This window comes from Streptomyces sp. NPDC057249 (assembly GCF_042669245.1).
Lineage (GTDB): Bacteria > Actinomycetota > Actinomycetes > Streptomycetales > Streptomycetaceae > Streptomyces.
Window position 1 is genome coordinate 352906 of the sequence record NZ_JBHUXS010000007.1, and the last position, 25946, is coordinate 378851.

Below are 25946 nucleotides of genomic sequence, written 5' to 3' on the forward strand. Positions count from 1 at the left end.
GGCGTACCGAGGAGTGGTACGCCGGGGCCCGCATCGTGAAACGCTCCAGGTCGGAGGCGTACGTCTCAGCGCTTGACGCGCTCCGCGAAGGCCTTGCCGTCCGGGTTCCTGGCCTTCAGGACCAGGTAGGAGACGCCGAGGATCAGGGCCCACAGCGGGGCGCAGTACAGCGAGATCCTGGCGTCCTCGTCGATGGCCATCATGACGATGACCGTCATGATGAACGCGAGGGCGAAGACGCTGGTGTACGGGGCGCCGGGGGCCCGGAAGGAGGACTGCGGGAGCAGTCCGCGGTCAGCCAGGCGGCGGTAGCGGATCTGGCTGACCAGGATCATGATCCAGGCCCACATGCCGGAGATCGTGGCGAAGGAGACGACGTAGGTGAAGGCGTCGCCGGGCCACTGGTAGTTGACCCATACGCCGACGAGCATGAGCGCCGCGGAGAACGTGGTGCCGATGAGCGGGGTGCCGCTGCGGGTGAGCCGGGTGAAGAACTTCGGGCCCTGGCCGTTGAGCGCGAGGTCGCGCAGCATGCGGCCGGTGGAGTACATGCCGGAGTTGCAGGAGGAGAGCGCGGCGGTGAGGACGACGAAGTTGACGATGCCTGCGCCGACGCCGAGGCCCATCTTCCTGAAGGCTTCCACGAACGGGGAGACGCCGGGCGAGAACTCGGTCCAGGGCACCACCGAGAGGATCATGATCAGGGCGCCGATGTAGAAGACGGCGATGCGCCAGGGCACGGTGTTGATGGCCTTGGGCAGGACGGTCTTGGGGTCCTTGGACTCACCGGCGGTGACGCCGACGAGTTCGACGGCGAGGAAGGCGAACATCACGATCTGCAGGGTCATCAGGGTGCCCGAGATGCCGTGCGGGAAGAAGCCGCCGTCGGACCACAGATGGGTGACGCTCGCGGTGTCACCGGCGTCGGAGAAGCCGAGGGTGAGGATTCCGGCGCAGATGAGGATCATGCCGACGATGGCGGTGACCTTGACCATCGAGAACCAGAACTCCAGCTCGCCGAAGAGCTTTACGGAGATGAGGTTCACGCCGTACAGAATGATCGTGAAGACCAGGGCCGATACCCATTGCGGAATGTCGAACCAGAACGTCATGTACTGGGCGGCCGCGGTGACTTCGGTGATTCCGGTGACGACCCAGAACAGCCAGTACGTCCAGCCGGTGACGAAGCCCGCGAAGGGGCCGATGAATTCGCGCGCGTACTCCGAGAAGGAGCCCGAGACCGGGCGGTACATGAGGAGTTCGCCGAGCGCGCGCATGATGAAGAAGATGACCAGGCCGGCGATGGCGTAGGCCAGGATGAGGCTGGGTCCGGCCTTGGCGATGGCCTTGCCGGCGCCGAGGAAGAGGCCGGTGCCGATGGCCCCGCCGATCGCGATCATCTGGATCTGGCGGGCACCGAGTGCTCTCTGGTAGCCCTCGGCGGAGGTGGCGGCATCCGCGGCCGCGGCGTGCGGGCCTTCGGGCCCCTTGTCGTCGATCTGCGCCGATGTCATGTGGTTGCGCCTTTCTCCACGCCGATCCGCGCCTTTCGGCCGCGGATCAGGTCCTGATCCCCCCGGATACGGATGGAGTGCCGCCGGTGGTTACCGGCTGATAGCGCCTACCCGGGAACAGGGGTGTCGTTCCCGGGTGGTCGTGAAGATTTATCACGGGCGTGAAGGCGATCCGGCGGACGTTGTGTGGCGCACACCACAAGTAAAAGCGGACAAGGCGGAACGGGCGCTGCAAAAAAGACCGTTCAGGTGACGCGATCGTTATTCGGATTTGAGTGTCCGTTGAGCGAACACGACGGTCGGGCGGCCACCCGGTGTCACGGCATCATGGTCTCGACCAGGGTTTCCTGGAGCATGCCGAGCCAGAGGTACGCCATGACCATGGGCTTTCTGGGGTCGCTGTCCGGGAGCCGGTAGAGCGAGCTCTCCTCGTCCTCGTCCTCGTCGCCGACTTCGAGGCGGGTGCCGATGGTGAGCCGGAGGTCGTTGAGCGAGCCGAGCCAGTTCCGGCACTCCTCGGCGCCGAGCGTGAGCACGGCGCCGCCCTCGCCGGCGGGCGTCAGCGCGTCCAGCGTGCGTACGACGACGAGCGCGTCCTCGCGCTTGCGGGTGCGCAGGTCGTTCTCGGTGAAGCGGCGGAACTCGGCGGAGGCGGCGCGCAGTTCGTCGTCCTCGTCGCCGTACGCCTCGGGGAAGAGGCGGGCCAGGGCCGGGTCGGCGGGCGGCTCGCTGGGGCCCTCGGCGAAGAGCGCGGCGAGCGGGTCCTCGCCCTCGGCGAGCTCGTCGCCGGGGCCGATGAGTTCGAGCAGCTGGACGGCGAGGGAGCGCAGGATCGCGATCTCCACCTCGTCGAGCGCGACGGCCGCGCCGCCGCCGGGAGTGGCCTCGAAGTGGCCGGCCATGGGTTCTCTCCGATGATGGTCGGGCGGTGCGGGTGGGCCGTGCGGTGCCGGTTGGGGTGGTGCGGTGCTAGTTGCGGTCCTGGGTGAGCGTGGCCCACAGCCCGTAGCCGTGCATGGCCTGGACGTCGCGCTCCATCTCCTCGCGGCTGCCGCTGGAGACGACGGCGCGGCCCTTCTGGTGGACGTCGAGCATCAGCTTGTGCGCCTTGTCCTTGGAGTAGCCGAAGTACGCCTGGAAGACATAGGTCACATAGCTCATGAGGTTGACCGGGTCGTTGTGGACCAGCGTCACCCAGGGGACGTCGGGCTCGGGGACGACGAGGTGGTCCTCGGCCGATTCGGGACGTTCGATCTCTGTAGGGGCGACGCTCACCTGTCCCATGCTGCCACTCGCAGGGGCCCGGCGCACAAACGGCCCCGCCCCGGACTCCCCATCTCGTCACTCTGACGAAATAGGGGTAGCATCCCCGGCATGAACTCAGCGGACCTCGGGCGACGGGTCGGCGTGCCGTCGACAGCGCTCTTCACCGACCAGTACGAGCTCACGATGGTGCAGGCCGCGCTGAAGGCCGGGACGGCCGGGCGGCGGTCGGTCTTCGAGGCGTTCACCCGCCGGCTGCCGGAGGGGCGGCGCTACGGCGTCGTCGCGGGCACCGGGCGGGTCCTGGACGCGGTGGAGAACTTCCACTTCGACGAGGAGATGCTCGGCTTCCTGCGCGACCAGGCGATCGTGGACGGGCCGACGCTGGACTACCTGGCGGACTACCGGTTCGGCGGCGACATCTGGGGCTACCCGGAGGGCGAGGTGTACTTCCCCGGCTCGCCGGTCCTGCGGGTCGAGGGCTCGTTCGCCGAGTGCGTGCTGCTCGAAACGGTGATCCTCTCGATCCTCAACCACGACTCGGCCATCGCCGCGGCGGCCTCCCGGATGTCGGCGGCGGCGGGCGGGCGCCGGCTGATCGAGATGGGCGCCCGCCGCACCCACGAGCTGTCGGCGGTCGCCTCGGCGCGCGCCGCGTACGTCGGCGGCTTCGACACCACCTCGGACCTGGCGGCCGGCTTCCGCTACAACATCCCGACGGTCGGCACGAGCGCCCACGCGTTCACCCTGCTGCACGACTCGGAGCGGGACGCCTTCCGCGCCCAGGTCGACTCGCTGGGGCGCGGTACGACGCTGCTCGTGGACACGTACGACGTCGCCGAGGCGGTCCGTACGGCCGTCGAGATCGCCGGGCCCGAGCTGGGTGCGGTACGGATCGACTCGGGCGACCTGCTGCTCGTCGCCCACCGGGTGCGCCAGCAGCTGGACGAGCTGGGCGCCACGGAGACGAAGATCGTGGTGACCTCGGACCTGGACGAGTACGCCATCGCCTCGCTGGCCGCCGCGCCGGTGGACGCGTACGGGGTGGGCACGCAGCTCGTCACGGGCAGCGGGCACCCCACCTGCTCGATGGTCTACAAGCTCGTCGCCCGCGCGGGGTCCGGCGACCCGGCCGACGAGCTGCGTCCGGTCGCGAAGAAGTCGATGGGCGCGAAGTCGTCCAAGGGCGGCCGCAAGTGGGCGGCGCGCCGGCTGGACGAGGAGGGCGTGGCCGAGGCCGAGGTGATCGGCACCGGCCCGGTGCCGGAGGAGCTGGCCGGGCGGCAGCTGCTGGTGGAGCTGGTCCGGGGCGGCGAGGTGGTGGCCCGGGAGCCGCTGGACGCGGCGCGGGACCGGCACATCGCGGCGCGGGCGGGGCTGCCGTTGTCGGCGATGCAGTTGTCGCGCGGCGAGGCGGTGATCCCCACGGAGTACGTGTGACGGGGGACCCGAGGCCCTGACGGGCTTGATTGCCTCCGAGGAAACTCTAGGCTCGAAGCCATCCCCGTACCGCTCCCCCACTCCCCGAAGGACAGCCACCATGCACCGCGCCTTGATCGTCGTGGACGTTCAGAACGACTTCTGTGAGGGCGGGAGTCTCGCCGTGGCGGGGGGTGCCGATGTCGCCGCCGCCATCACCGACCTGATCGGCGAGAGCCGGCCCGCCTACCGGTACGTGGTGGCCACCCGGGACCACCACATCGATCCCGGGGACCACTTCTCGTCGGCCCCCGACTTCGAGCACTCCTGGCCGCCGCACTGCGTGGCCGGTACGGAGGGGGTGGGCTTCCACCCCAATTTCGCGCCCGCGGTCGCCTCCGGGGCCATCGACACGGTGTTCGACAAGGGCGCCCACGCGGCGGCGTACAGCGGCTTCGAGGGGCTGGACGAGAACGGCACCGGCCTGGCCGCCTGGCTGCGCGAGCGGGACGTCCGCGAGGTCGACGTGGTCGGCATCGCGACCGACCACTGCGTGCGCGCGACCGCGCTGGACGCCGTCCGCGAGGGCTTCGCCACGCAGGTGCTGCTGGACCTGACCGCGGGCGTCGCCGAGGCGACGACGGAGCGGGCGCTGGCCGAGCTGCGCGGCGCGGGCGTGACGCTGACCGGCAAGCCGGTCGTCTGAGCCCCCGGGGCCGGGGTCAGCCCCGGCCGGCCGGGACGGCGGGCGCGGCGGGCCTGAGCAGGGCGCGGATGGGGTGCCAGAGCTCCTGCGCGCAGCCGGGTCTCGCCCGCCACAGGACGCCGTCCGGGTGGTGCAGGACGGCGGTGATCTCGTCCGGGGTGGGCGGCTCGGCGTTGCCCCGGAGGTAGACGGCGCGCAGGCCCAGGTTGCGCAGCCGGGTCAGGGCGCGGGCCCGGTTCGCCGCGTGCACCAGGACCCGGACGGGGGCGCCCGGGCCCGGGCCCTCCGCCGGGCTCGGCAGGGTGATCGCGACGACCACACTGCCGTTCGGCAACTTGCTGAATCCTCCGCCTGCCATGCGTACGAGCTCCCCCGTGAGACATCGTGTCAATAAGAAAGTGAACAGGGGCACCTAAACACGATCGGCCGCCGCCCGCTAGAGGGCGACGGCCGATCATGCTGTGACCTGCGGTGATGCGGTTCTACTTCTTCGAGGCACCGACCTGGACGGTCATCGTGTCGCCGTTGAGCGGCTCGCTGATGATCGTGATCTTGGTGTTGGTGTCAGGAACCTTGACGCTTCCGGTCGGGTTCTCCTCGTACCAGTAGGTGCCCTTGTGGTCGTCGAAGGACGGGACGCCGAGCTGCGGCTTGATCTTCACGGCCTGGTCGGCCAGGTGCAGCGTGAAGCCGTCCGTCGGGTACCAGCTGAACGGCGCGTCGAAGGGCTGGATCTTGTTGCGGATGACCGAGCCGTTCGCCCACTTCAGCGGCTTGGCGTGCGCGTCCACCGGCAGGATCAGGCCGTGGCCCGGGTGCTGGGAGACGTTGTTGTCCTTCTGGGAGGTGTCCCAGAGCCAGACCAGCAGGCCGTTCTGGTACGGGAAGTGCTCGACCCAGTCCGGACGGGTCGTGGAGAACCCGAAGTTGTACGGGCCTGTCTTGAGCGTCTCGTCGTAGCTGACGTACTGACGGTTCTCCGCGATGTAGTACTGCGGGTAGTCCTTGGTGAACGACTTGCCGACCCGCGAGAAGCCCTTGACGGTCCAGCCGTTGTCGTCGCCCTCGGCGTTGTCCGTGAAGAGCGCGGCACCGTCGGCGGTCACCGAGATGGTGTCGGCCGCGAAGCCCACGCCGCCCGCGCCGCCGTCGGTGGCGTAACGGAAGCGGATGTCGATCTTCTGGCCCGCGTAGGCGTCCAGCGAGTACGACAGCTTCTGGTACGTGCCGGAGACGTCGGTCAGGGCCGGCTTGTCACTGGCGTCGCGCGGGATCGGCTGACCGTCGGCGGTGCCGTCGATCGCGGTCCAGCTGGTGCCGCCGTTGGTGGACACCTCGGTGTACAGGTAGTCGTAGTCCTTCTCGATGTCCCACCAGCCCTGGAGGTCCAGGGACGCCTTGGACTTGCCGGTGAGGTCGACGGAGCGCGACAGCGTGTTGCTGAGGTTGTCGCCCATGTCGCTCCACCACTGCTTGGCGCCCTCGGCGGGCGTCGTGACGGCGGTGGTGACGGGCTTCTCGGGCAGCGTGACGACGAGCGCCTGCTTGTCCTTGGTGTTGTACTCGGACACGCCCAGCTTGTGGGTGGACTTCGTCGCGGCCTTGGCCTCGGCGTAATTCAGCCAGCCCAGCTGGAGCTTGTCCCAGGCGGTCATGTCACCGGGCATGTCCCCGATGCTGTTCTTGCCGGTGCCGAGCCAGGAGCCCGCCGACATCAGCGACCAGAAGCCGACCGAGTTCTCGGCGGTGTTGGTCGTGTCGTACAGGTCCGGCAGACCGAGGTCGTGGCCGTACTCGTGGGCGAAGACGCCCAGGCCGCCGTTCTCGGGCTGCGCGGTGTAGTCGCCGACCCAGATGCCGGTGTCGCCGATCTCGGTGCCGCCGGCCTTGTTGTCCGCCGGGCCGGTGGCGCCGGCGTTGGTGCCGTACGCGTACCAGCGGTGCGCCCAGATGGCGTTGGTGCCCTCGACGCCGCCGCCGGCCGACTCGTCCTCACCCGCGTGCACGATCTGGAAGTGATCGATGTAGCCGTCGGGCTCGTTGAAGTCGCCGTCGTTGTCGTAGTCGTAACGGTCCCACTTGTCGTACTGAGCGAGGTCCGTCTTGATCTGCTCGGGCGTGCGGCCCTTGGCCTTCTGGTCCGCGGCCCAGGCGTTGACGCCGTCCTTGATCATGTCCCAGGCGTTGGCGCAGTTGGTCGAACCGCAGTAGTTCGAGCCGTAGCGCGCCTCGTTGTACGGGACCTTGACCCAGTCGGAGACCTCACCCTCGACCGAGTAACGGCCGGACGAGGTCTTCTCGTAGTACGTCTTCAGGGAGTGCTTGCCGGCGCCCTCGCCGAAGTACAGCTCCTGGAAGTGGGCCTGGTTGTAGTCGGCCTGCCAGGCGGTGCTGTTGTCCTTCTTCGGGTCCGGCTGGGCTATCTGGTTGTGCAGCGGTCCCGGCGTGCCGCCGTACTTCTTGACGGCGGGCTTGGGGCCGGCGCCGTCCGGGTCGTACATGGTCGTGTTGTCGACCTGGTCGCCGAACTCCACCAGGACGGTGAAGATCTTGTCGGTCTTCTCACGGCCGAGCTCGACGTACTTGTTGCTGTCGAGCTTGACGACCTTGGAGCCTCCGCGCGACGAAACCTTCTTGTCGCCGGATATGACCTGTTCCAGGGCAGCCTGGCGCTGAGCGGCCTGCTGCTTGCTGAACGGGCCCTCCAGGTCGTGGTTGTTGCCCTTGGCCGACCCCGGGTCCCGGCGGTCGATGGAGGCAGCGGTACCCGACGCCTGGTCATCTGCCTGAGCGGTGGCGAAGGCGGATGCGGTCGCGGCGGTCGCGGCCATGGCCACGACAACCGCTCCGGTCCGAAGCGCCCTTCTCTTAATGATCACGTGATGCAGTCCTCCCCGGCGCCCGCGGCGACGGCCCGGGAGTGTGGAGAGGCCGCGCGCGGAACGCGTCACAAGTGACGACATTCGACCGGAGTTACGGAAGAAAAGACAGACCTTGACTTGAACGGAGCAAGTGCACTATGCAGGAGCACCTTTCCGGTATCCGGACGAGGCGTTCGCGATCCACCGGCGCGTCAACCCTCCCCAGGGGCGGGGGGGATGACTCCGTGCGCCCCCCATGCACCGGCACTGTGGGTTAGGTTACGCTTACCACCCGTTCCTCCAGGGCATCCACCGTCATAGAGTCGCTCGACAGCGCGACCGAGTCGAGAGACCGCCCATCCGACGTCCCGAGGACGGAAAAACGCCATGCCGCGTCCTACCGCCGCACAGCTCGCCTACGGTTCGGTCACCGTCGTCTTCTCGACCCTGGCCATGTTGCTGCTGTTCCGCACCAGTTCGGGCATCGGTATCGCGGCCGTCGGCACGGTCGCGCTCGCCCTCGGGCTCGTGGTGTCCGTCACCGTACCCGCGAAGCCCCGCCGTTACGCGGCGGAGGCGACGGGAACGGCCGCGCCGGTGTCCGCGCACCGCGGCACCGCGCCCGCCGCCCGCGACGAGGAGCGCGCGCCCGTCTCCGCGCAGAGCCGGCGCTGAGTGCCGGTCGCGCCCGGGTCGCGGCTCAGTTGACGGTGACGACCACCGTCTTGGCCGCCTTGTCCTGGAGTCCCTGGCGGTAGGGCTTGTCGGTGAACATCAGCACGATGTTGATCAGCCACCACAGGCACGGGCAGCACAGCAGCGCCGGCAGCCACAGCACCACGGCCCGCAGGAAGGCCGCGCCGGTGTCCGGCACCCTGCCGTCGTTGAGCATCGCGACCCGCATCTTCAGCAGCCGCTTGCCGAGCGTGCGGCCGTCCTTGTGCGTGAAGTACGTGTCGTACGCGACGTAGCAGACGAGTCCGATCAGCGACCAGAGCAGCTGATGCCCGCTGTAGGTCTGGGCGAAGACGTCGCTGACGTCGTCGTCGTTGCCGTCCCCGGCGCCGACTGCGCCGCCCCAGGGCAGCGAGATCAGGTACAGCGGGATCGAGATGATCAGGAAGTCGATCAGCCGGGCCAGGATGCGCTTGCCGGGCTCCGCGAGCGGCGGCATCCCCGCCAGCGGGTCCACGCCGCCGTACGGACCGCCGCCCCCGTGGGGCCCCGGGCCGTACGGCGGGGGCGGAGGCGGCGCGCTGCCGCCGTAGGGCGAGCCGGACGACGGCGGCGGCTGGTCCCCGGGCGGCTGCTTCCTGAACGGGTCGTCCTCGGGCGGCTGACCGGGCGGCGGCTGATCGTTGCTCATGGGGGCAGTGCATCGCGGGGCCCCGGCCCCCGCAACGGCTCAGGTGCGTTCGGGGGACAGGCCGTCAGCTGTCGGACGGCGACCGCCGGCCCGCGACGAAGGTCCGGGCCGCCTTGTCGTGCCAGCACTGGCGCCACGGCCGGTCCACCAGGCACCACAGCACGTCGGCGACCCCGATGAGCAGGACGCCCAGCACGCCCTGGACCAGCCACCGGCGGAGCGCGGCGCCGAAGCCGGGGGTCTCGTGGGACTCGATGTCCCGTACGTCGAGGCCGCACAGCTTCTTGCCGAGCGTACGGCCCCACTTCGCGGTCGGCACCGCGTCGAGCAGTACGCCCAGCCCGAGGAACACCCCCAGCGCCGCGCCGCCCAGCGCGGCCGTGGTGGAGTCCAGCAGCCACACGGTGACCGTCTCGCCGGTCTGCTCCGCCGCGTCGATCTTCCCGTCGATGTGGTCCACGGCCCGGCCGGCCAGCGGCACGGCGGCCGCGGCGGTGAGCGCGCCCAGCACCACGGTGTCGATGAGCCGGGCGGCGAACCGCTTGCCGAGCGGGGCGGGGCGGCCCTCGGTCCGCGCCGCGATGAGCCCTTGGAAGGGCTCGGGGGCGGGGGGCTTCCACGGTGCGACAGGCCCCTCCGGCGCGGGGCGGGGTGCGAGCGCGCGGATGGCGAGAGTGCCCTCGGCTGGCTCCGGCGTACCGGTTCCGTCCTCAATCGCCGGACGGGCTTGGGGTGGCTGGACGAGCTCGGACATCCCAGCCCGTCCGGCGTTTGAGGACGGAACCCTCGGCGCGGGGGGCGTCGCGTCCTCGGCGGCCGGGGCCTCCGGGGCCCCCGCGGCCTCCGGCCACGCCACCTGCCGCGCTCCGGCGAAGCCGGACTGGCGGGAGGCGTCGGCCTGCCAGGCGATGGCGGGTTCGGGGCGGCCGTCCTCGTGGCCCTTCTCGTCGAGGAAGACGGGGCCGGTCTCCTCGACCACCGCCGGCTCCGCCGGCCCCGGCTCCGGGGCCGGGCGGCTGGAGCCGGGCACCCAGGAGGCGCCGTTCCAGTAGCGGACGTAACCGGGGATGGACGGGTCGGGGTAGTACCCCTCGCGGGGGCTCTCGTCACCGGGTGCCGGGGTTGGGGCGCTCATCACCGTGGTCCCGTATCTCTTCGCGGCCTCAATACAGGGGTCCACATCTACCAGACCGGCACGTGCTCCCGGGCCGCTCCGGATGTTTGGCCCACTTTCCGGTCACGCGAACTTTTTTCGGGAAGTCGCGTAATGGATGGCCTGCGGACCGCTCTCACCTGTGCGGGCCGGTCGTGGGACCGGGCCCCGGAGAACGGAAGGACGCCGTCATGCACACCGTTGTGGAACGCGAGCTGGAGCTCAAGCTGGTCCTGTCGCCCGAGCGCAGCATCCCTGTACCCGCCCGGCTGACGTACCGCACGGAGGACCCGTACGCGGTGCACATCACCTTCCACATCACCTCGGACTCGCCGGTGTACTGGACGTTCGCCCGCGATCTGCTGGTGGAGGGGGTGTTCCGGCCGTGCGGGCAGGGGGACGTGCGGATCTGGCCCACCAAGGTGGACGGGAACAGTGTCATCTGCGTGGCGCTGACGTCGCCGGACGGCAACGCGCTCCTCGAAGTGCCGTCCGCGGCGGTCGCGGTCTGGGTGGAGCGGACGCTGCGCGTGGTGCCGCCGGGTACGGAGACCGAACGGCTCGGCATCGACGAGGGGCTGGCCGAACTCCTCGCGCCGCTGCCGGCCGACGATCTGTGGATGAGCGACCCGTGGCCGTCGGACGAGTCGCAGGACGGGGAGCATTGAGGCGCGGGGACCGGGGCCGGGGCCGGTCAGAACACCTTGCCCGGGTTGAGCAGCCCGAGCGGGTCGAACGCCTGCTTGATGCCCCGGTGCAGCTCCACGCCGGTCTCGCCGAGTTCCCGGGCCAGCCAGTCCTTCTTCAGCACGCCCACCCCGTGCTCGCCGGTGATCGTGCCGCCGAGCGCGAGACCGAGCGCCATGATCGCGTCGAAGGACTCCCGGGCCCGCCGGGACTCGTCGGCGTCGGCGGGATCGAAGCAGACGACGGGGTGGGTGTTGCCGTCCCCCGCGTGGGCGCAGACGCCGATGGTGAGGCCGTACTTCTCGGCGATCTCCGCCGTGCCCGCCAGCATCTCGCCGAGCCGCGAACGCGGTACGCACACGTCGTCGATCATCGTCGCCGGCTTGACGGTCTCCAGCGCGGTCAGCGACATCCGCCGGGCCTGGAGCAGCATCTCCGACTCGGCCGCGTCCTCGGCGGGCACGACGTCGGTGGCGCCGGCGGCGGTGCACAGGGCGGCGACGGCGGCGAGGTCGGCGGCCGGGTCCGGGGTGTCGAAGGCGGCGAGCAGCAGGGCCTCGGTGGTCTCGGGGAGGCCCATGTTCGCCATCCGGTTGACCGCCTGGACGGTCGTACGGTCCATCAGTTCGAGGAGTGACGGGGTGTGGCCGCCCTCCATGATCCGGCAGACCGCGTCGCAGGCGCCCGCCGCGCCGGCGAACTCGGCAGCCAGGACGAGCTGCCGGGGCGGCCGGGGCTTCAGCGCGAGGACGGCCTTCACGACGATCCCGAGGCTGCCCTCGGAGCCCACGAAGAGGCGGGTGAGGTCGTATCCGGCGACGCCCTTGGCGGTGCGGCGGCCGGTGCTGAGCAGGCGCCCGTCGGCGAGGACGACGTCGAGACCGAGGACGTATTCGGCGGTGACCCCGTACTTCACGCAGCACAGGCCGCCGGACGCGGTGCCGATGTTGCCGCCGATGGTGCACATCTCCCAGCTGGAGGGGTCCGGCGGGTAGTACAGACCGTGCTCGTCCACCGCGCGGGACAGCACCGCGTTGATCACCCCGGGCTCGACCACGGCGACCCGGTCGACGGGGCTGATCTCCAGGATGCGGTCCATCTTCACCAGGGAGAGCACGATGCAGCCGTCCGTGGCGTTGGCGGCGCCCGACAGGCCCGTGCGGGCACCCTGCGGGACGACCGGGACGCGCAGCGCGGTGGCGGTGCGCATGACGTGCTGGACCTGCTCCACGGTGCGGGGGAGCACGACGACGGCCGGGGCGCCGGCCTCGCAGAAGCTCGCCATGTCGTGGGCGTAGGAGGCGGTGACGTCCGGGTCGGTGAGCACGGCCCCGGCGGGAAGACCCGCCCGCAGCCGTTCGAGGAGATCGTCCATGATCCAAGCGTGGCACCCGGGCCCATTGGTGTGAACCCGTCTGCGGTGGCGATCCCAAGGCTCGGTGTGATCTTCATACTGACGCACAGTGAGCGGCATGGATCTCACGCCTCAGCAGCCCCCGGGGGCCTCCGGGCCCGAGTACTCCTTCGACACCGACTGGCCCGCCCCGGACGCGTCCCCGCCGGACCCCGCGTCCCTGGCCGAGCCGCCGCCCCCCACGATGCGCACGACGCTGCGCCGCGCCGCCTTCGGCATCGTGGCGGGCGCGGTCCTGGTGACGGGCGCGGTGGTCGCGGTGCCCGACGACGACAAGGACGCGGCCCCGCCCGTGGCCGGCCCGGTCTCACGGGCGATGAGCGCGACGGCCGCCGGCTCCCCCGCCGCGCTCGCCGATCTGACGGCGCTCATCGGGGACCGGCAGAAGTGGGTGGGCACGCACCCCTCGGACGCGGACTCCTGGGCGGTGCTGGGGTCGGCGTACGTGGAGGTGGGGCGGCGGGCCGCCGACCCTGCGTACTACACCCGCGCCGAGCAGGCGCTGAAGCGGTCGCTGGACGTGCGCCCCGGCGAGAGCGGCAACACGGCCGCCTGGGTGGGCCTCGCATCGCTGGCCAACGCCCGCCGCGACTTCGTGACCGCCAAGAAGTGGGGCGAGACGGTCCGCACGCGCACCCCGAAGGAGTGGACGGTCTACCCGCAGCTGATCGACGCCTACAACGGCCTGGGCGACCAGAAGTCCGCGATCACGGCGGTGGAGCGGTTCACCGAACTGCGGGCCGGGGTCCCGGCGCTGGGCCGGGCCGCCGAGATGTACCGCGACCGGGGCTGGCGCGAGGACGCGCTGGCCACCGCGCAGGACGCGGCGAACCGGGCGAAGACGCCCGCCGAGAAGGCCGCCTGCCTGTCCCGGCTGGGCGATCTGGCGTGGGAGAGGGGCGAGCCGAAGGAGGCCGTGGCGCAGTACGGGGCGGCGCTGCGCGTCGAGAAGGGCCACCACCCTTCGCTGGCCGGGCGGGCCCGGGCGCTGGCGGCCCTCGGGCGCACCGACGAGGCCGTGCGGGACTACCAGGCCGCCCTGGCGAAGTCGCCGCGCCCCGGCTACCTGCTCGAACTGGGCGAGCTGTACGAGTCGCTGGGGCTCGACGGCGACTCGGTGGGCCAGTACGAGAAGCTGCGGGCGGCCCTGGACCGGGGCAAGGCGCGCGGCGTGGACGAGTCGCTGCCGCTGGGCCGCTTCGAGGCCGCGCACGGCGACGCGGACGCGGCGGTGGAGCTGCTGCGGGCGGAGTGGAAGCGGGGCCACCACAGCGCGGCGGTGGCGGACGCGCTGGGCTGGGCGCTGCACCGGTCGGGCGACTCGGAGGGGGCGCTGGAGTACGCGCAGCGGGCGGTGGACTCGGGCGGGCAGAACGCCTCCTACGCCTACCACCTGGGCATGGTGCAGCGCGCCCTGGGCGACTACGGCTCGGCGCGCCGCCAGTTGGAGGGGGCGCTGCGGACCAACCCGAAGTTCTCGCCGCTGGACGCGCCGCTGGCCCGGGAGGCGCTGGACAGCCTGGGCGAGCCCCCGGCGGGCGGCCCGGCGGACATGCAGCCGCCCCCGGCACCCGAGCCCCCGGCCCCGCAGGCGCCCGCACCGCAGGCTCCCGCGCCCGAGGCCCCGGCACCGCAGGCTCCGGCTCCGCAGGCTCCGGCTCCCGAGCAGCAGCCCGCGCCCGGCGGCGGTCCGGCGCCCGCGGCGGCGGTCGCGCAGGCCCCCGTGGAGGCTTCGGCGGCGCCGGCGGTGGCCGCTCGCTGACGTACGGACGGGAGGGGCGGGACCGCGAGCGGCCCGCCCCTCCCCCGTGCCCGGCGCGTCAGAGGTTGCCGCGCTTCTCCTGCTCGCGCTCGATCGCCTCGAACAGGGCCTTGAAGTTGCCCTTGCCGAAGCCCATGGAGCCGTGGCGCTCGATCATCTCGAAGAAGACGGTCGGACGGTCCTGGACCGGCTTGGTGAAGATCTGGAGCAGGTAGCCGTCCTCGTCGCGGTCCACGAGGATCTTCAGCTCGCGCAGGGTCTCGACCGGTACGCGGGTCTCACCGGCCCACTCGCCAAGCGTGTCGTAGTACGAGTCCGGGGTGTTGAGGAACTGCACCCCGGCGGCGCGCATCGCCTTCACCGAGGCGACGATGTCGTTGGTGGCGAGCGCCATGTGCTGGACACCGGCGGCGCCGTAGAACTCCAGGTACTCGTCGATCTGCGACTTCTTCTTCGCGATGGCCGGCTCGTTGATCGGGAACTTGACCTTGAGCGTGCCGTCGGCGACGACCTTGGACATGAGCGCGGAGTACTCGGTGGCGATGTCGTCGCCCACGAACTCCTTCATGTTCGTGAAGCCCATGACCTTGTTGTAGAACGCGACCCACTCGTTCATCCGGCCGAGTTCCACGTTGCCGACGCAGTGGTCGATGGCCTGGAAGAAGCGCTTGGCCGGCGGCTCGACGATCGGGTCGGCGGCGACGTAACCCGGCAGGTACGGGCCGTCGTAGCCGGAGCGCTCGACCAGGGTGTGGCGGGTCTTGCCGTACGTGGCGATGGCGGCGCGCACGACGGTGCCGTGCTCGTCCTTCGTCTCGTAGGGCTCCTCGATGCCGGTGGCGCCGTGCTCGACGGCGTAGGCGTACGCCGCGCGGGCGTCCGGGACCTCGATGGCGAGGTCGATCACGCCGTCGCCGTGCGCGGCGACGTGGTCCTCCAGGAAGTGACCCCAGTCGGTGGACGCCTTCACGACGGAGGTGAGGACGAAGCGGGCGGAGCCGCTGGTCAGCACGTAGCTGGCGGTCTCGCGGCTGCCGGTCTCGGGGCCGGAGTAGGCCACCAGCTTCATGCCGAAGGCGGTCGAGTAGTAGTGCGCGGCCTGCTTGGCGTTGCCCACGGCGAAGACGACGGCGTCCATCCCCTTGACGGGGAAGGGGTCGGCCTGCCGGGACGTCTCGGGGGTGCTGTGCATCGTCTCTGTCATGCCCAGAGGTTCCCGCCACTCCGCAAGGTGCGCAACAGTTCCCGTATTCACTGGTCAATCTGCACACCACCCGGCCATGATGGCCGGACTATCTGTACATGGTGCCCATCACACCGACGGAGGCCGGGGCATGGCGATCGACCGACTGGACGGGCGGCTCATCGTGCTGCTCGCGCGTGAGCCCAGGATCGGTGTCCTGGAGGCGTCCCGCAGGCTGGGCGTGGCGCGCGGGACGGTGCAGGCGCGTCTGGACCGTCTTCAGTCGAATGGCGTCATCCGCGGATTCGGCCCGGACGTCGATCCGGCGGCCCTCGGCTATCCGGTCACCGCGTTCGCGACGCTGGAGATCAAACAGGGCCAAGGCGCCGACGTACGGGCGCACTTGAGTGGCGTACCGGAGGTGCTCGAACTGCACACCACCACCGGGCACGGGGACATGCTGTGCCGGCTCGTGGCCCGGTCCAACGCGGATCTCCAGCGGGTGATCGACCGGGTTGTCGGATTCGATGGCATCGTCCGGGCCTCCACGGCCATCGTCATGGAGAACCCCGTGCCGCTGCGCGTCATCCCGCTCGTGGAACAGGCGGCGCGCGACACCGACTGAGCCGAGGAGGACGGGTGAGCTTCTGGGAGTACGTGGCCAACCGCCATCAGCAGCTGCTCACCGACGCCTTCCAGCACGTCAGCGCGGTCTTCCAGTGCATGGTCATCGCCACCGTGCTCGGCGTCCTGATCGGCGTCGTCAGCTATCGCAGCGGCTGGGGCTCCTCGGTGGCGATCACCTCCACGGCCACCGTGCTCACCATCCCGTCCCTGGCCGCCATCGGTCTGCTCATCCCGCTGGTCGGCCTGGGCGTCGCGCCCACGGTGATCACGCTGACGCTGTACGGGCTGCTCCCCGTCGTCCGCAACGCGATCGTGGGCCTGCGCGGCGTCGACCCGGCCCTGGTGGACGCGGCGAAGGGCATCGGGATGTCGCGGACCGCGCGGCTGTTCAAGGTGGAGCTGCCGCTGGCCTGGCCGCCGATCCTGACCGGCATCCGGGTCTCCACCCAGATGCTGATGGGGATCGCCGCCATCGCCGCGTACGCCTCCGGGCCCGGCCTCGGCAACGAGATCTTCCGGGGCATCGCCTCGCTGGGCAGCGCCAACGCGATCAACCAGGTGCTCGCGGGCACCCTCGGCATCGTCATCCTCGCCCTCCTCTTCGACGCCGCGTACGTCCTGCTGGGCCGGCTCACCATCCCGAGGGGTATCCGTGTCTGAGACCGCGACCGAGACCGCGTCGGAGCCGGCGGCCACCTCCGGCGCCGCCATCCAGCTGGAGAACCTGTCCAAGCGCTATCCGGGCAACCCGAACCCCGCCGTGGAGAACGTCTCCATGGAGATCAAGGCCGGCGAGACCGTGATCTTCGTGGGCCCGTCCGGCTGCGGGAAGTCCACCACGCTGAAGATGATCAACCGGCTGATCGAACCCACCTCGGGCCGCATCCGGATCGACGACGAGGACGTCACCGACATCGACCCGGTGAAGCTGCGCCGGAAGATCGGGTACGCGATCCAGTCCTCCGGGCTCTTCCCGCACATGACGGTCGCCGAGAACATCGCCCTGGTGCCGAAGATGGTGGGCTGGTCCAAGTCCCGGGTGAAGGACCGGGTCGAGGAGATGCTGGACCTGGTCGGGCTCGACCCGCGCGAGTTCCACGGCCGCTATCCGCGCGCGCTCTCCGGCGGGCAGCAGCAACGCGTCGGCGTGGCCCGGGCGCTGGCCGCCGACCCGCCGGTGCTGCTGATGGACGAGCCGTTCGGCGCGGTCGACCCGATCACCCGCGACCACCTCCAGGACGAGCTGATCCGGCTCCAGCACGAGCTGCACAAGACGATCGTCTTCGTCACCCACGACTTCGACGAGGCGATCAAGCTGGGCGACCGGATCGCGGTGCTGCGCGAGCGCTCGCACATCGCGCAGTTCGACACTCCGGAGGCCATCCTCACCAACCCGACGGACGACTTCGTCTCCGGATTCGTCGGCGCGGGCGCGGCGCTGAAGCGGCTCAACCTGACCCGGGTGCGGGAGGTGGAGATCGCGGACTTCCCGACCGTGACCGTGGACGACCCGCTCCAGTCGATCTTCAACAAGCTGCGCAGCGGCTCGCACAACGAGCTGCTGATGCTGGACCGCCGGGGCCGCCCCTACAAGTGGCTGCGGCGCGGCGACCTGATGCGCGCCCGGGGCTCCCTGGCGCGCGCCGGGCAGCTGGTCCACGACACGGTGACCCGGGACGCGACCCTGCACGACGCGCTGGAGGCGGTGCTCACCGACAGCGGCGGGCGGGTCGCGGTGACCGGCCGGCGCGGCGAGTTCACCGGGGTCGTGGACATGCACACCCTGATGAACTCGGTGCACGAACTCCTGGAGGCGGACCGGCTCGCCGCCATCGAGCACCAGCACGACCTGGAGGAGCTGCGGGTCCACCAGACCGCCGAGGAGCTGGAGGGCGGTGCGGGCGCATGACCCCCGACTCCCCGTCCGGCTCCTCCCGCGCCCCGGGCCGCGAACGGCCGCCGGGCGAGCACGACGTGCGGGGGCACGCCTTCCGCGACGAGGAGGAGGCCGAGCCCGTCCCGCAGCCGGCGAAGCCGGCGCGCCGGATCACCTGGCGCAAGCTGGTGGTGCTCCCGGCGGTCCTCGCGGTCGTGCTGGTCCTCACGTACGTCTGGATCGAGAACGTGCACCTGGACTCGATCGCGGAGAACTCGATCGCCGGGGACACGGTCGAGGTGCGCTGGTGGCAGCATGTGAAGCTGACGGCGATCTCCACGTTCTGGGTGCTGATCATCGCCATTCCGCTGGGCATCGCACTGACCCGGCGCGGGCTGAGCAAGGCGGCCCCCGTGGTGACGGCGATCGCCAACATCGGGCAGGCGACCCCGGCGATCGGTCTGCTGGCGCTGCTGGTGATCTGGCTCGGCATCGGCCCGTCCACCGCGATCACCGGCATGGTGATCTACGCGGTGCTGCCGGTGCTGTCCAACACGGTCGCCGGTCTCAAGGCGATCGAGCCGAACATGGTGGAGGCGGCACGCGGCATCGGCATGTCGGCCATGGGCACTCTGACCAGGGTCGAACTTCCCCTCGCCGTGCCGTTGATCCTGGCCGGGGTCCGGACCGCGCTCGTGCTGAACGTGGGCACGGCGACCCTGGCGACCTTCGGGGGCGGCGGCGGGCTGGGCGACCTGATCACCTCGGGCATCCAGACCCAGCGCATGCCGGTCCTGGTGCTCGGCTCGGTCCTGACGGTGGTGCTGGCGCTCCTGGTGGACTGGCTGGCCTCGCTGGCCGAGGTGGCGCTGACCCCGCGCGGCCTGGAGGTGGGGCGATGAGGACGCGGATGCGCGGGGCTCTCGCGGCGGGGGCCGCGCTGTCCCTGGTGCTGGCCGGGTGCGGGCTGAAGAGCGGGTCGCCGATGGTGGACGACGTGGTGCCCGGGTCGGTCGGGCAGGGGCAGCCGCTGGACGGCGCGTCGCTGACCGTCACCTCGAAGAACTTCAGCGAGAACATCATCCTGGGCCAGATGATCGGGCTGATCTTCAAGGCGGCCGGGGCGGAGGTCCTGGACCGGACGAACCTGCCGAGCTCGATCAGCGCCCGCGAGGCGGTCATCCAGGGCGACGCGGACGCCGAGTACGAGTACACCGGCACCGGCTGGATCACGTACCTCGGGCACGCGAAGCCGATCACCGACCCGATGGAGCAGTGGAAGGCGGTGCGCGACGCGGACCTGAAGAACGGGGTGACCTGGCTGCGGCCGTCCACCCTCAACAACACGTACGCGCTGGCCATCAGCCGCAGGAACAACGCCAGGTACCACCTGAAGACGCTCTCCGACGTGGCCGCCCTGGCGAAGAAGGACCCGTCGGCGGTGACGGTCTGCGTCGAGAACGAGTTCGCCTCGCGCGACGACGGGCTGCCCGGCATGGAGAAGGCGTACGGGATGTCCCTGCCGGCGTCCAACATCCGCAAGATGGACGCGGGCATCATCTACACCCAGGTCTCCACGTCCGACTCCTGCCTGCTCGGCGAGGTCTTCACCACGGACGGGCGCATCAAGGCGATGAACCTGGAGGTGCTGGAGGACGACAAGCACTTCTTCCCCAACTACAACGCGGCGCCCGTGGTGCACACCCCGACGCTGGAGAAGTACCCGGAGATCGCCGGCCTCCTCGATCCGCTCAGCAAGCGGCTGAACACGGAGGTCGCCCAGGTGCTGAACGCCAGGGTGGACGTCGAGGGCCAGGACCCGCACGAGGTGGCGAAGGACTGGCTGATCGCGGAGGGGTTCATCAAGGAGGGCTGACCCGGCCTGCGCCGTTCCCGGTCAGCAGCCGGGGATCTTGCCGCCGTGTTCCAGGGCCCGCAGCGAGTTCACCGCGTTCTTCAGCGTCGTGACCGGGATCAGCCGCAGCCCCTTCGGCAGCTCGGACTTCGCCTCGGAGCACTCCGCCTTCGGTACGAGGAAGACGGTCGCCCCGTCCCGCCGGGCGGCCTGCGTCTTGAGGGAGACCCCGCCGACCGCGCCGACCGTGCCGTCCGCGTCGATCGTGCCCGTGCCCGCGACGGTGCGGCCGCCGGTGAGGTCGCCGCCCGAGCCGTCGCCGTCCAGCTTGTCCACGATGCCGAGCGCGAAGAACAGTCCGGCGCTGGGACCGCCGATGTCCGCCAGGTGCAGGGTGACGTCGACCGAGCCGGGCCTGCGGCCCAGGTAGTTCAGCGCGGCGTCGACGGCGGCGTCCTGCGACTCCGCCATGTCGTCCAGGTTGTGCTTCTCGATCTCCTTCTCGGAGCCGCCGGTCGGGTAGACGGAGTCGCGGGGCAGCACGGCCCGGTCCGTCCGGAACCAGCTGTCCACGACGTCCCCGAGGCCGACGTCCGCCTTCGGGCCCGTCGCCACGATCGTCGTCATCCGCAGCTCGCCCTCGGTGGACCGGGTCGGCACACCCTCGATGCTGATCACCGGGGTGCCGTGGTCGTCCCCGAGCACGTCCGCGGTCGTCCCGGGCTGCGCCAGCGTGAAGGGCAGCGGCGCGAACGCGGCTACGCCGAGGAGGGCGGCTACGGGGAGGGCGGCGAGGGCGAGGCGCTGTCTGGACACCGGTCCAATCTAACGTGCGGCCCGCCCGCCGCTTCGGGCCACCGGGTCCGTCAGCGCAACGCGTCCGCTACCTCACGGGCCGCGTCCACCACCCGGGGTCCCACCCGCTCGGGGACGGAGTCCGCCAGCATCACGACGCCGACGCTCCCCTCAACCCCCGTCACACCCATCAGCGCCGCCGCCGCGCCGGAGGCACCCGCTTCGAGCTCGCCGTGGGTGAGGGTGAAGGCGGTCTCGCCCACCGGCTTCTGGCGGGCGGCGAGGATGGCCCGGCCGGCGGCGCCCCGGTCCAGCGGATGGCGGAAGCCCGCCCGGTAGGCGACGTGGTAGTCGGTCCAGGTCGGTTCGACCACCGCGACGGCCAGCGCGTCGGAGCCGTCGACGAGGGTGAGATGGGCGGTGGCCCCGATGTCCTCGGCCAGCGAGCGCAGCGCCGGCAGCGCCGCCTCGCGGACGAGGGGGTGGACCTGGCGGCCCAGGCGCAGGACGCCGAGGCCCACCCGCGCCCGCCCACCCAAGTCGCGGCGTATCAGGGCGTGTTGCTCCAGCGTGGCCAGCAGACGGTAGACCACGGTGCGGTTGACGCCGAGTTTGTTGGACAACTCGGTGACCGTCAGGCCGTGGTCGGTGTCGGCGAGCAGTTTGAGGACACGCAGTCCTCTGTCGAGCGTCTGGGAGGTCTCCGCGGTCACGACGCCCTCTCCTCCGTGGTGAGCGGCCGCGGCTGTCCCGTGGGATGTGCGCCACCGGTCCCGGGGGCGACGCACGGAGAGGCCGCCGGCCTGGCCAAGGCACCGGCTGCGCTCCGCGGCGGCGTTGCCACGGGGCGTTCACATTTTTTGGACAGTAGCGAGCGAGTCCGCTCAGCGGAAGCCCTCGTCCAGAATCCGGTCTTCCTCAAAAACCCGGTTGCACCGTACGAGCATAAGTGCCGGTCAGCGGCGCGCGAGCGGTTCACTGCGGATCTACGCGCGTCCATGTCGGCCGACTCTCCAGCGACGCTCCGTAGACCGGATGTGAACCACGGTTAACTCACCGTGAAAATTTTTTCGGCCGATTCATTGATCGACAAGGCCCCGGGACCCTGGTGCGAGGGTTCCGGGGCCGGTTGGGCGCCGTACGCGGGTCACCGCATGCGGGTGGCCCACTCCTGGACCTTCTTGATCCGCTGCTCGATCTGCCCGGCGGTGGCCTCCGCGCTCGGCGGCCCGCCGCAGACCCGGCGCAGCTCGGTGTGGATCACGCCGTGCGGCTTGCCGCTCTGGTGGGTGTAGGCGGAGACCATGGTGTTCAACTGCTTGCGCAGGCCGAGCAGTTGCTTGTGCGTGACGACCGGGCGGTCCTGGGCGGGCTTCTCCAGGAGGTCGGCCTCGGAGGCGGGCTTCTGCCGGCTGTGCGCGATCTGCCGGGTCTGCCGCTTCTGGAGCAGCAGCTGGACCTGGTCGGGTTCGAGGAGCCCGGGGATGCCGAGGTAGTCCTGCTCCTCCTCGCTGCCGGGGTGCGCCTGCATGCCGAACTCGGCGCCGTCGTAGAGCACCCGGTCGAAGACCGCGTCGGACTCCAGGGCCTCGAAGGGCAGTTGCTCCTCGGTCTCCTCGTCCTCCAGCCTCTCCGCGTCGGCGAGGAGCTTGTCCTCCTCGGCGAACGGGTTCTCCTCGTCGCTGCCCTTCTTGGGCTTGTCGAGGACGTGGTCCCGCTCGACCTCCATCTCGTTGGCGAATTCGAGGAGCATCGGGATGGTGGGGACGAAGACGGACGCGGTCTCGCCGCGCCTGCGGGAGCGTACGAAGCGGCCGACGGCCTGGGCAAAGAAGAGCGGGGTCGAGATGGTGGTCGCGTACACGCCGACGGCCAGGCGGGGCACGTCGACGCCCTCGGACACCATGCGGACGGCGACCATCCAGCGCGAGTCGTCCTGACTGAACTTGTCGATCTTCTTCGAGGCGGCCTTCTCGTCGGAGAGCACGACGGTGGCCGACTCGCCGGTGACCTTCTTCAGGATCTTGGCGTACGCGCGGGCCGACTCCTGGTCGGTGGCGATGACGAGCCCGCCCGCGTCCGGGATGCCCTTGCGGACCTCGGTGAGGCGCTTGTCGGCGGCGCTCAGCACATTGGGAATCCAGTCGCCGGTGGGCGCCAGGGCGGTGCGCCACGCCTGCCCGATGGCGTCCTTGGTCATCGGCTCGCCGAGCCGGGCCTCGATCTCGTCGCCCGCCTTGGTGCGCCAGCGCATGTTGCCGCTGTAGCTCAGGAAGATCACGGGGCGCACGACGCCGTCGGCCAGGGCGTTGCCGTAGCCGTAGGTGTAGTCGGCGGAGGAGCGCCGGATGCCGTCGTCGCCCTCCTCGTACACGACGAACGGGATCGGGTTGGTGTCCGACCGGAAGGGGGTGCCGGTGAGCGCGAGCCGCCGGGTCGCGGGGTCGAACGCCTCCTGGCACGCCTCGCCCCAGGACTTGGAGTCACCGGCGTGGTGGATCTCGTCGAGGATGACCAGGGTCTTGCGCTGCTCGCACCGGTTGCGGTGCAGCATCGGGCGGACGCCGACGCCCGCGTAGGTGACGGCGACCCCGTGGTACTCCTTGCTCAGCGGACCCGCGCTGTAGTCGGGGTCCAGCTTGATCCCTATCCGGGCGGCCGCCTCGGCCCACTGCTTCTTCAGATGCTCGGTGGGCGCGACGACGGTGACCTGCTGCACGACGTGGTGGTGCAGCAGCCAGGACGCGAGCGTCAGCGCGAAGGTGGTCTTCCCGGCGCCGGGGGTGGCGACGGCGAGGAAGTCGCGCGGCTGCTCCTGGATGTACTTCTCCATGGCGCCCTGCTGCCAGGCTCGCAGCTTTCCGGCCGTGCCCCAGGGGGCGCGGCCGGGGAAGGCGGGTGAGAGGTGGTGGGAGGCGGTAGTAGTCACGGTCTCCGGTTCGGGTCTCTCGGGTACGTGGGCGCTGTCCGCGCGGGCCGGACCGGCTCCGCACGCGATACGACAACCGGGCCACCCTACCGGTGCGAGTGCCCCGCACCACGGCGTACCGCGCCACCGCACACGCAAGTGCGACGGCTCTCACACGAGGCCGGCCACCAGTTCGCGCAACCCCTTCGCGATGACCGCGACCTCATCGGCCTCACCCGTCGCGACCGCGATGACCAGGCGTTCCGCCGCGTCGATGTCGGGCCGGAGGTCGACCCCGTTCATGGCGAGAAAGGTGACGCAGGACAGCCAGGCGGTACGTTTGTTGCCGTCGAAGAACGGGTGGTTGACCGCCAGCGACTGCAGGAGCGCGGCCGCCTTGTCGAGGACGTCCGGGTACGCCTCCTGCCCGAACATGGACGCCGACGGCCGGTGAGCGGCCGACTCCAGAAGTCCTGCGTCGCGAAGCACGACCCGCATGTCGGGGCAGGCGTGCTCGGCGATGACGAGAACGTCCTCGGAGCTCAGGTAGACACAGCTCACTTCAGCCGCTCCATGAGCTCACTCCACTTGGCGGCCTGCTCCTGTGCCGTCCGGCGGACGATGGCCTGCTGTGCGGTCCGGGCCAGGTAGTCGTCCACGGCCTTGAGCAGGAGGGCGTGCATGCTCGTGCCCTCCTGCTCGGCACGCTGCTTGAGGGCTTCGGTCTGGTCGTCGCGGAGACGCAGGTTCATGGCCATACCAGAACGGTACCATCGGTGGGGTCAAACTGGTACCACTCACCGTTCCCGCACCCGGCCCGCCACCCACGCCCCCGCCAGGGCCACCACGGCCATCGGGAAGAAGACGACCGCGAAGGCGGCCGGGTGGGAGCTGGTCGCGGCCTTCTCCGTGACGTCCATCGTGCCGCCGCCCAGGGCCGCGAAGGCGGCGCCGCCCGCGGCCAGCAGGAGGACGTTGGACAGGCCGTCGGAGATCTGGAGGGCGGCCGAGTTGGCCCCGGCCTCCTCGGGGGCGGACAGCTTCAGGAGCAGCACGCTGGTGGAGGCGATCACCACGCCCATGCCGAAGCAGCCGAAGGCCCAGGCGACGGCCACGGTCCAGACCGGCACGGAGGTGATGAGCACGGCCGGGGCCGCCGCGATGGACACGGCGACCAGGACCATGGCGCCGACCATCAGGGGCTCGCGGTGCGGTTCCAGGCGGGGCCGGGACTGCACGTACGAGCCCAGGGCCCAGGTGCCGCCGCCGGCCGCCAGGGAGAGGCCCGCCAGGGTCGGGGACAGGCCGCGCTGGGTGACCAGCATCAGCGGGACGAACGATTCCGCGGCGATGAACGACCCGGCCGCGACGCCCCGCAGCAGCACCACCGCGGGCAGCCCGCGCGCCGCGCGCCACGTGCCGTGGGGCAGCAGGCCCCGGATCGCGGGGGCGAGCAGCGCGGCCCCGGCGGCGGCCGGCAGCAGCGAGAGCCAGTTCCGCTCCTGGCCGGCGTACTGGAGGAGCCCGGCGCCCAGCGAGATGCCCAGCGCGAGCGCGATGCGCCGGCGGTCGTACGCCTCCACCGGCGCCTCCGGGTCCGCCGGGCCGGACGCCATGCGCCGGATCTCCGGGAGCGCGAGTGCGAGGGGGAAGACGATCAGGACCGGGATGCCGACGAAGACCCAGCGCCAGCCCAGGTGCTCGGTGACACTGCCGGCGGCGAGCGGCCCGACGACCGAGGGGATGACCCAGCTCGCGGCGAACGCGGCCAGGATCGCCGGCCGCAGGTGCTCCGGGTAGGCGCGGCTGATCACCACGTACAGCGCGACGATCACCAGCCCGCCGCCGAGCCCCTGGACGGCGCGGCCCGCGATGAACATCCACATCGAGCCCGCGGTCCCGGACAGCAGGAGCCCCGCCGCGAAGGCGCTGATCCCGGTGGCCAGCGGGGCGAGCGGCCCGCGCCGGTCGGCCCACTGCCCGGACAGCACCATGGCGAAGAGGCTGGTGGTGAAGTACGCCGAGAACGCGTACGCGTACAGCGGGATGCCGTGCAGCTCACGCGCGGCGACCGGCATCGCGGTCCCGACGGCGGTCGCCTCGAAGGCGATCAGGAACACCACGGAGACGATGCCGATGCTGAGCGCCCGGTACGTCCGCCCGAGAATGCCCTCCGGCAGCACGGGCCCCACCGCGGCGGGGGCGTCGACGTCTTCGATGAGGGGCGGGACATCGGCGTCGCGCGGTTCCAGGGCGGTCATGAGCCAAGAGTAAGGGGCGAAACGCCTGATGAACCCTGTCGGTGGTCCGCCCCGGCCTCGGCCGTTGGTCCTACGTCCCCGCGCCGGACGTGAACGGCGTATGGCAGTCGCGTTGCACGCCGGCCGGAACCCTTGAGCGCCCCGCGCGGCCGGGCCTACGGTCGGTTCGGCGACACCACGCAGGACCGTGTGCCCGAGAGGCTCAGGGGCTCGACTGCAACTCGAGTTACACCGGTTCGAATCCGGTCACGGTCTCCATGTGACCGCCCGCCCCCGCTTCGGGGGCGGGCGGTTTC

General features: G+C 70.9%; 25 protein-coding genes and 1 tRNA gene. 11 read left to right on the top strand and 15 right to left on the bottom strand.

Annotated features, from left to right (window positions below):
• Positions 1 to 65 precede the first annotated feature (65 nt).
• The 3 genes from ACFUJY_RS16210 to clpS form a co-directional block, all read right to left on the bottom strand.
• Positions 66 to 1514: an amino acid permease gene (locus ACFUJY_RS16210; RefSeq protein WP_383299314.1), complete on the bottom strand. Its 1449-nt coding sequence runs from the start codon at positions 1512 to 1514 to the stop codon at positions 66 to 68.
• A 317-nt stretch (positions 1515 to 1831) separates the two neighbouring features.
• The gene (locus tag ACFUJY_RS16215; RefSeq protein ID WP_383299317.1) at positions 1832 to 2416 is read right to left on the bottom strand and encodes a DUF2017 domain-containing protein; all 585 of its coding nucleotides are present in this window, start codon (positions 2414 to 2416) and stop codon (positions 1832 to 1834) included.
• 67 nt (positions 2417 to 2483) lie between these two features.
• The gene (clpS, locus tag ACFUJY_RS16220; RefSeq protein WP_073964985.1) at positions 2484 to 2798 is read right to left on the bottom strand and encodes an ATP-dependent Clp protease adapter ClpS; all 315 of its coding nucleotides are present in this window, start codon (positions 2796 to 2798) and stop codon (positions 2484 to 2486) included.
• A 90-nt stretch (positions 2799 to 2888) separates the two neighbouring features.
• On the opposite strand from clpS, the gene ACFUJY_RS16225 reads away from it, so the two are divergent.
• The gene (locus ACFUJY_RS16225; protein WP_383299320.1) at positions 2889 to 4217 is read left to right on the top strand and encodes a nicotinate phosphoribosyltransferase; all 1329 of its coding nucleotides are present in this window, start codon (positions 2889 to 2891) and stop codon (positions 4215 to 4217) included.
• A gap of 100 nt (positions 4218 to 4317) precedes the next feature.
• Positions 4318 to 4902 carry an isochorismatase family protein gene (locus ACFUJY_RS16230; RefSeq protein ID WP_383299322.1) on the top strand — a complete coding sequence of 195 codons (585 nt, stop codon included), beginning with the start codon at positions 4318 to 4320 and terminating at the stop codon, positions 4900 to 4902.
• Positions 4903 to 4918: 16 nt separating this feature from the next.
• Here ACFUJY_RS16230 and ACFUJY_RS16235 read toward each other — a convergent pair whose 3' ends face one another.
• Both ACFUJY_RS16235 and ACFUJY_RS16240 read right to left on the bottom strand, forming a co-directional pair.
• Positions 4919 to 5260 carry a hypothetical protein gene (locus tag ACFUJY_RS16235; protein ID WP_383299324.1) on the bottom strand — a complete coding sequence of 114 codons (342 nt, stop codon included), beginning with the start codon at positions 5258 to 5260 and terminating at the stop codon, positions 4919 to 4921.
• A gap of 124 nt (positions 5261 to 5384) precedes the next feature.
• Positions 5385 to 7781 carry an immune inhibitor A domain-containing protein gene (locus ACFUJY_RS16240; protein WP_383299327.1) on the bottom strand — a complete coding sequence of 799 codons (2397 nt, stop codon included), beginning with the start codon at positions 7779 to 7781 and terminating at the stop codon, positions 5385 to 5387.
• A gap of 369 nt (positions 7782 to 8150) precedes the next feature.
• On the opposite strand from ACFUJY_RS16240, the gene ACFUJY_RS16245 reads away from it, so the two are divergent.
• Positions 8151 to 8438 carry a hypothetical protein gene (locus tag ACFUJY_RS16245; protein WP_383299330.1) on the top strand — a complete coding sequence of 96 codons (288 nt, stop codon included), beginning with the start codon at positions 8151 to 8153 and terminating at the stop codon, positions 8436 to 8438.
• A 25-nt stretch (positions 8439 to 8463) separates the two neighbouring features.
• Here the strand turns inward: ACFUJY_RS16245 and ACFUJY_RS16250 are convergent, their stop codons facing one another.
• Positions 8464 to 9129, bottom strand: coding sequence for an RDD family protein (locus tag ACFUJY_RS16250; protein WP_383299332.1), 666 nt, complete (start codon positions 9127 to 9129; stop codon positions 8464 to 8466).
• Positions 9130 to 9193: 64 nt separating this feature from the next.
• A complete protein-coding gene (locus tag ACFUJY_RS16255; protein ID WP_383299334.1) occupies positions 9194 to 10264 on the bottom strand; it encodes an RDD family protein in 1071 nt (356 codons plus the stop codon).
• Positions 10265 to 10473: 209 nt separating this feature from the next.
• Here ACFUJY_RS16255 and ACFUJY_RS16260 point away from each other — a divergent pair, with 209 nt between their 5' ends.
• Positions 10474 to 10950: an SsgA family sporulation/cell division regulator gene (locus tag ACFUJY_RS16260; RefSeq protein WP_383299337.1), complete on the top strand. Its 477-nt coding sequence runs from the start codon at positions 10474 to 10476 to the stop codon at positions 10948 to 10950.
• Positions 10951 to 10976: 26 nt separating this feature from the next.
• On the opposite strand, the gene ACFUJY_RS16265 is transcribed toward ACFUJY_RS16260, so the two are convergent.
• The gene (locus tag ACFUJY_RS16265) at positions 10977 to 12344 is read right to left on the bottom strand and encodes an FAD-binding oxidoreductase (protein ID WP_383299340.1); all 1368 of its coding nucleotides are present in this window, start codon (positions 12342 to 12344) and stop codon (positions 10977 to 10979) included.
• A gap of 97 nt (positions 12345 to 12441) precedes the next feature.
• Here ACFUJY_RS16265 and ACFUJY_RS16270 point away from each other — a divergent pair, with 97 nt between their 5' ends.
• Complete coding sequence (locus ACFUJY_RS16270; RefSeq protein WP_383299342.1) at positions 12442 to 14145, top strand: tetratricopeptide repeat protein; 1704 nt, start codon at positions 12442 to 12444, stop codon at positions 14143 to 14145.
• 58 nt (positions 14146 to 14203) lie between these two features.
• Here the strand turns inward: ACFUJY_RS16270 and hppD are convergent, their stop codons facing one another.
• Complete coding sequence (gene hppD, locus ACFUJY_RS16275; protein ID WP_383299344.1) at positions 14204 to 15349, bottom strand: 4-hydroxyphenylpyruvate dioxygenase; 1146 nt, start codon at positions 15347 to 15349, stop codon at positions 14204 to 14206.
• Positions 15350 to 15479: 130 nt separating this feature from the next.
• Between hppD and ACFUJY_RS16280 the strand changes: the two genes are divergently transcribed.
• The 5 genes from ACFUJY_RS16280 to ACFUJY_RS16300 are packed head-to-tail and all read left to right on the top strand — an operon-like array spanning position 15480 to position 19707.
• A complete protein-coding gene (locus tag ACFUJY_RS16280) occupies positions 15480 to 15953 on the top strand; it encodes an Lrp/AsnC family transcriptional regulator (RefSeq protein ID WP_330315234.1) in 474 nt (157 codons plus the stop codon).
• Positions 15954 to 15967: 14 nt separating this feature from the next.
• Entirely contained in the window at positions 15968 to 16615 is a 648-nt protein-coding gene (locus ACFUJY_RS16285) for an ABC transporter permease (protein ID WP_018100766.1), read from the top strand.
• On the top strand, positions 16608 to 17864 hold the full coding sequence (locus ACFUJY_RS16290; RefSeq protein ID WP_383299348.1) for a betaine/proline/choline family ABC transporter ATP-binding protein: 1257 nt from the start codon (positions 16608 to 16610) through the stop codon (positions 17862 to 17864). Before ACFUJY_RS16285 ends, ACFUJY_RS16290 begins: the two co-directional genes overlap by 8 nt.
• The gene (locus ACFUJY_RS16295; RefSeq protein ID WP_383299351.1) at positions 17861 to 18733 is read left to right on the top strand and encodes an ABC transporter permease; all 873 of its coding nucleotides are present in this window, start codon (positions 17861 to 17863) and stop codon (positions 18731 to 18733) included. The genes ACFUJY_RS16290 and ACFUJY_RS16295 overlap by 4 nt, the downstream gene beginning before the upstream one ends.
• Before the next feature lie 8 nt (positions 18734 to 18741).
• Positions 18742 to 19707: a glycine betaine ABC transporter substrate-binding protein gene (locus ACFUJY_RS16300; protein ID WP_383299432.1), complete on the top strand. Its 966-nt coding sequence runs from the start codon at positions 18742 to 18744 to the stop codon at positions 19705 to 19707.
• Positions 19708 to 19728: 21 nt separating this feature from the next.
• Here the strand turns inward: ACFUJY_RS16300 and ACFUJY_RS16305 are convergent, their stop codons facing one another.
• The 6 genes from ACFUJY_RS16305 to ACFUJY_RS16330 form a co-directional block, all read right to left on the bottom strand.
• Complete coding sequence (locus ACFUJY_RS16305; RefSeq protein WP_383299354.1) at positions 19729 to 20502, bottom strand: S16 family serine protease; 774 nt, start codon at positions 20500 to 20502, stop codon at positions 19729 to 19731.
• 50 nt (positions 20503 to 20552) lie between these two features.
• A complete protein-coding gene (locus tag ACFUJY_RS16310) occupies positions 20553 to 21194 on the bottom strand; it encodes an IclR family transcriptional regulator (protein WP_018100771.1) in 642 nt (213 codons plus the stop codon).
• A 434-nt stretch (positions 21195 to 21628) separates the two neighbouring features.
• The gene (locus ACFUJY_RS16315; protein WP_383299358.1) at positions 21629 to 23410 is read right to left on the bottom strand and encodes a DEAD/DEAH box helicase; all 1782 of its coding nucleotides are present in this window, start codon (positions 23408 to 23410) and stop codon (positions 21629 to 21631) included.
• 150 nt (positions 23411 to 23560) lie between these two features.
• Positions 23561 to 23950: a type II toxin-antitoxin system death-on-curing family toxin gene (locus ACFUJY_RS16320; RefSeq protein ID WP_383299360.1), complete on the bottom strand. Its 390-nt coding sequence runs from the start codon at positions 23948 to 23950 to the stop codon at positions 23561 to 23563.
• Complete coding sequence (locus ACFUJY_RS16325) at positions 23947 to 24147, bottom strand: CopG family transcriptional regulator (RefSeq protein ID WP_266534908.1); 201 nt, start codon at positions 24145 to 24147, stop codon at positions 23947 to 23949. Before ACFUJY_RS16325 ends, ACFUJY_RS16320 begins: the two co-directional genes overlap by 4 nt.
• Positions 24148 to 24186: 39 nt before the next feature.
• Positions 24187 to 25650, bottom strand: a complete 1464-nt coding sequence (locus tag ACFUJY_RS16330) for an MFS transporter (RefSeq protein WP_383299362.1) — start codon at positions 25648 to 25650, stop codon at positions 24187 to 24189.
• A gap of 183 nt (positions 25651 to 25833) precedes the next feature.
• Here ACFUJY_RS16330 and ACFUJY_RS16335 point away from each other — a divergent pair.
• Positions 25834 to 25908, top strand: a tRNA-Cys gene (locus ACFUJY_RS16335).
• Positions 25909 to 25946 lie beyond the last annotated feature (38 nt).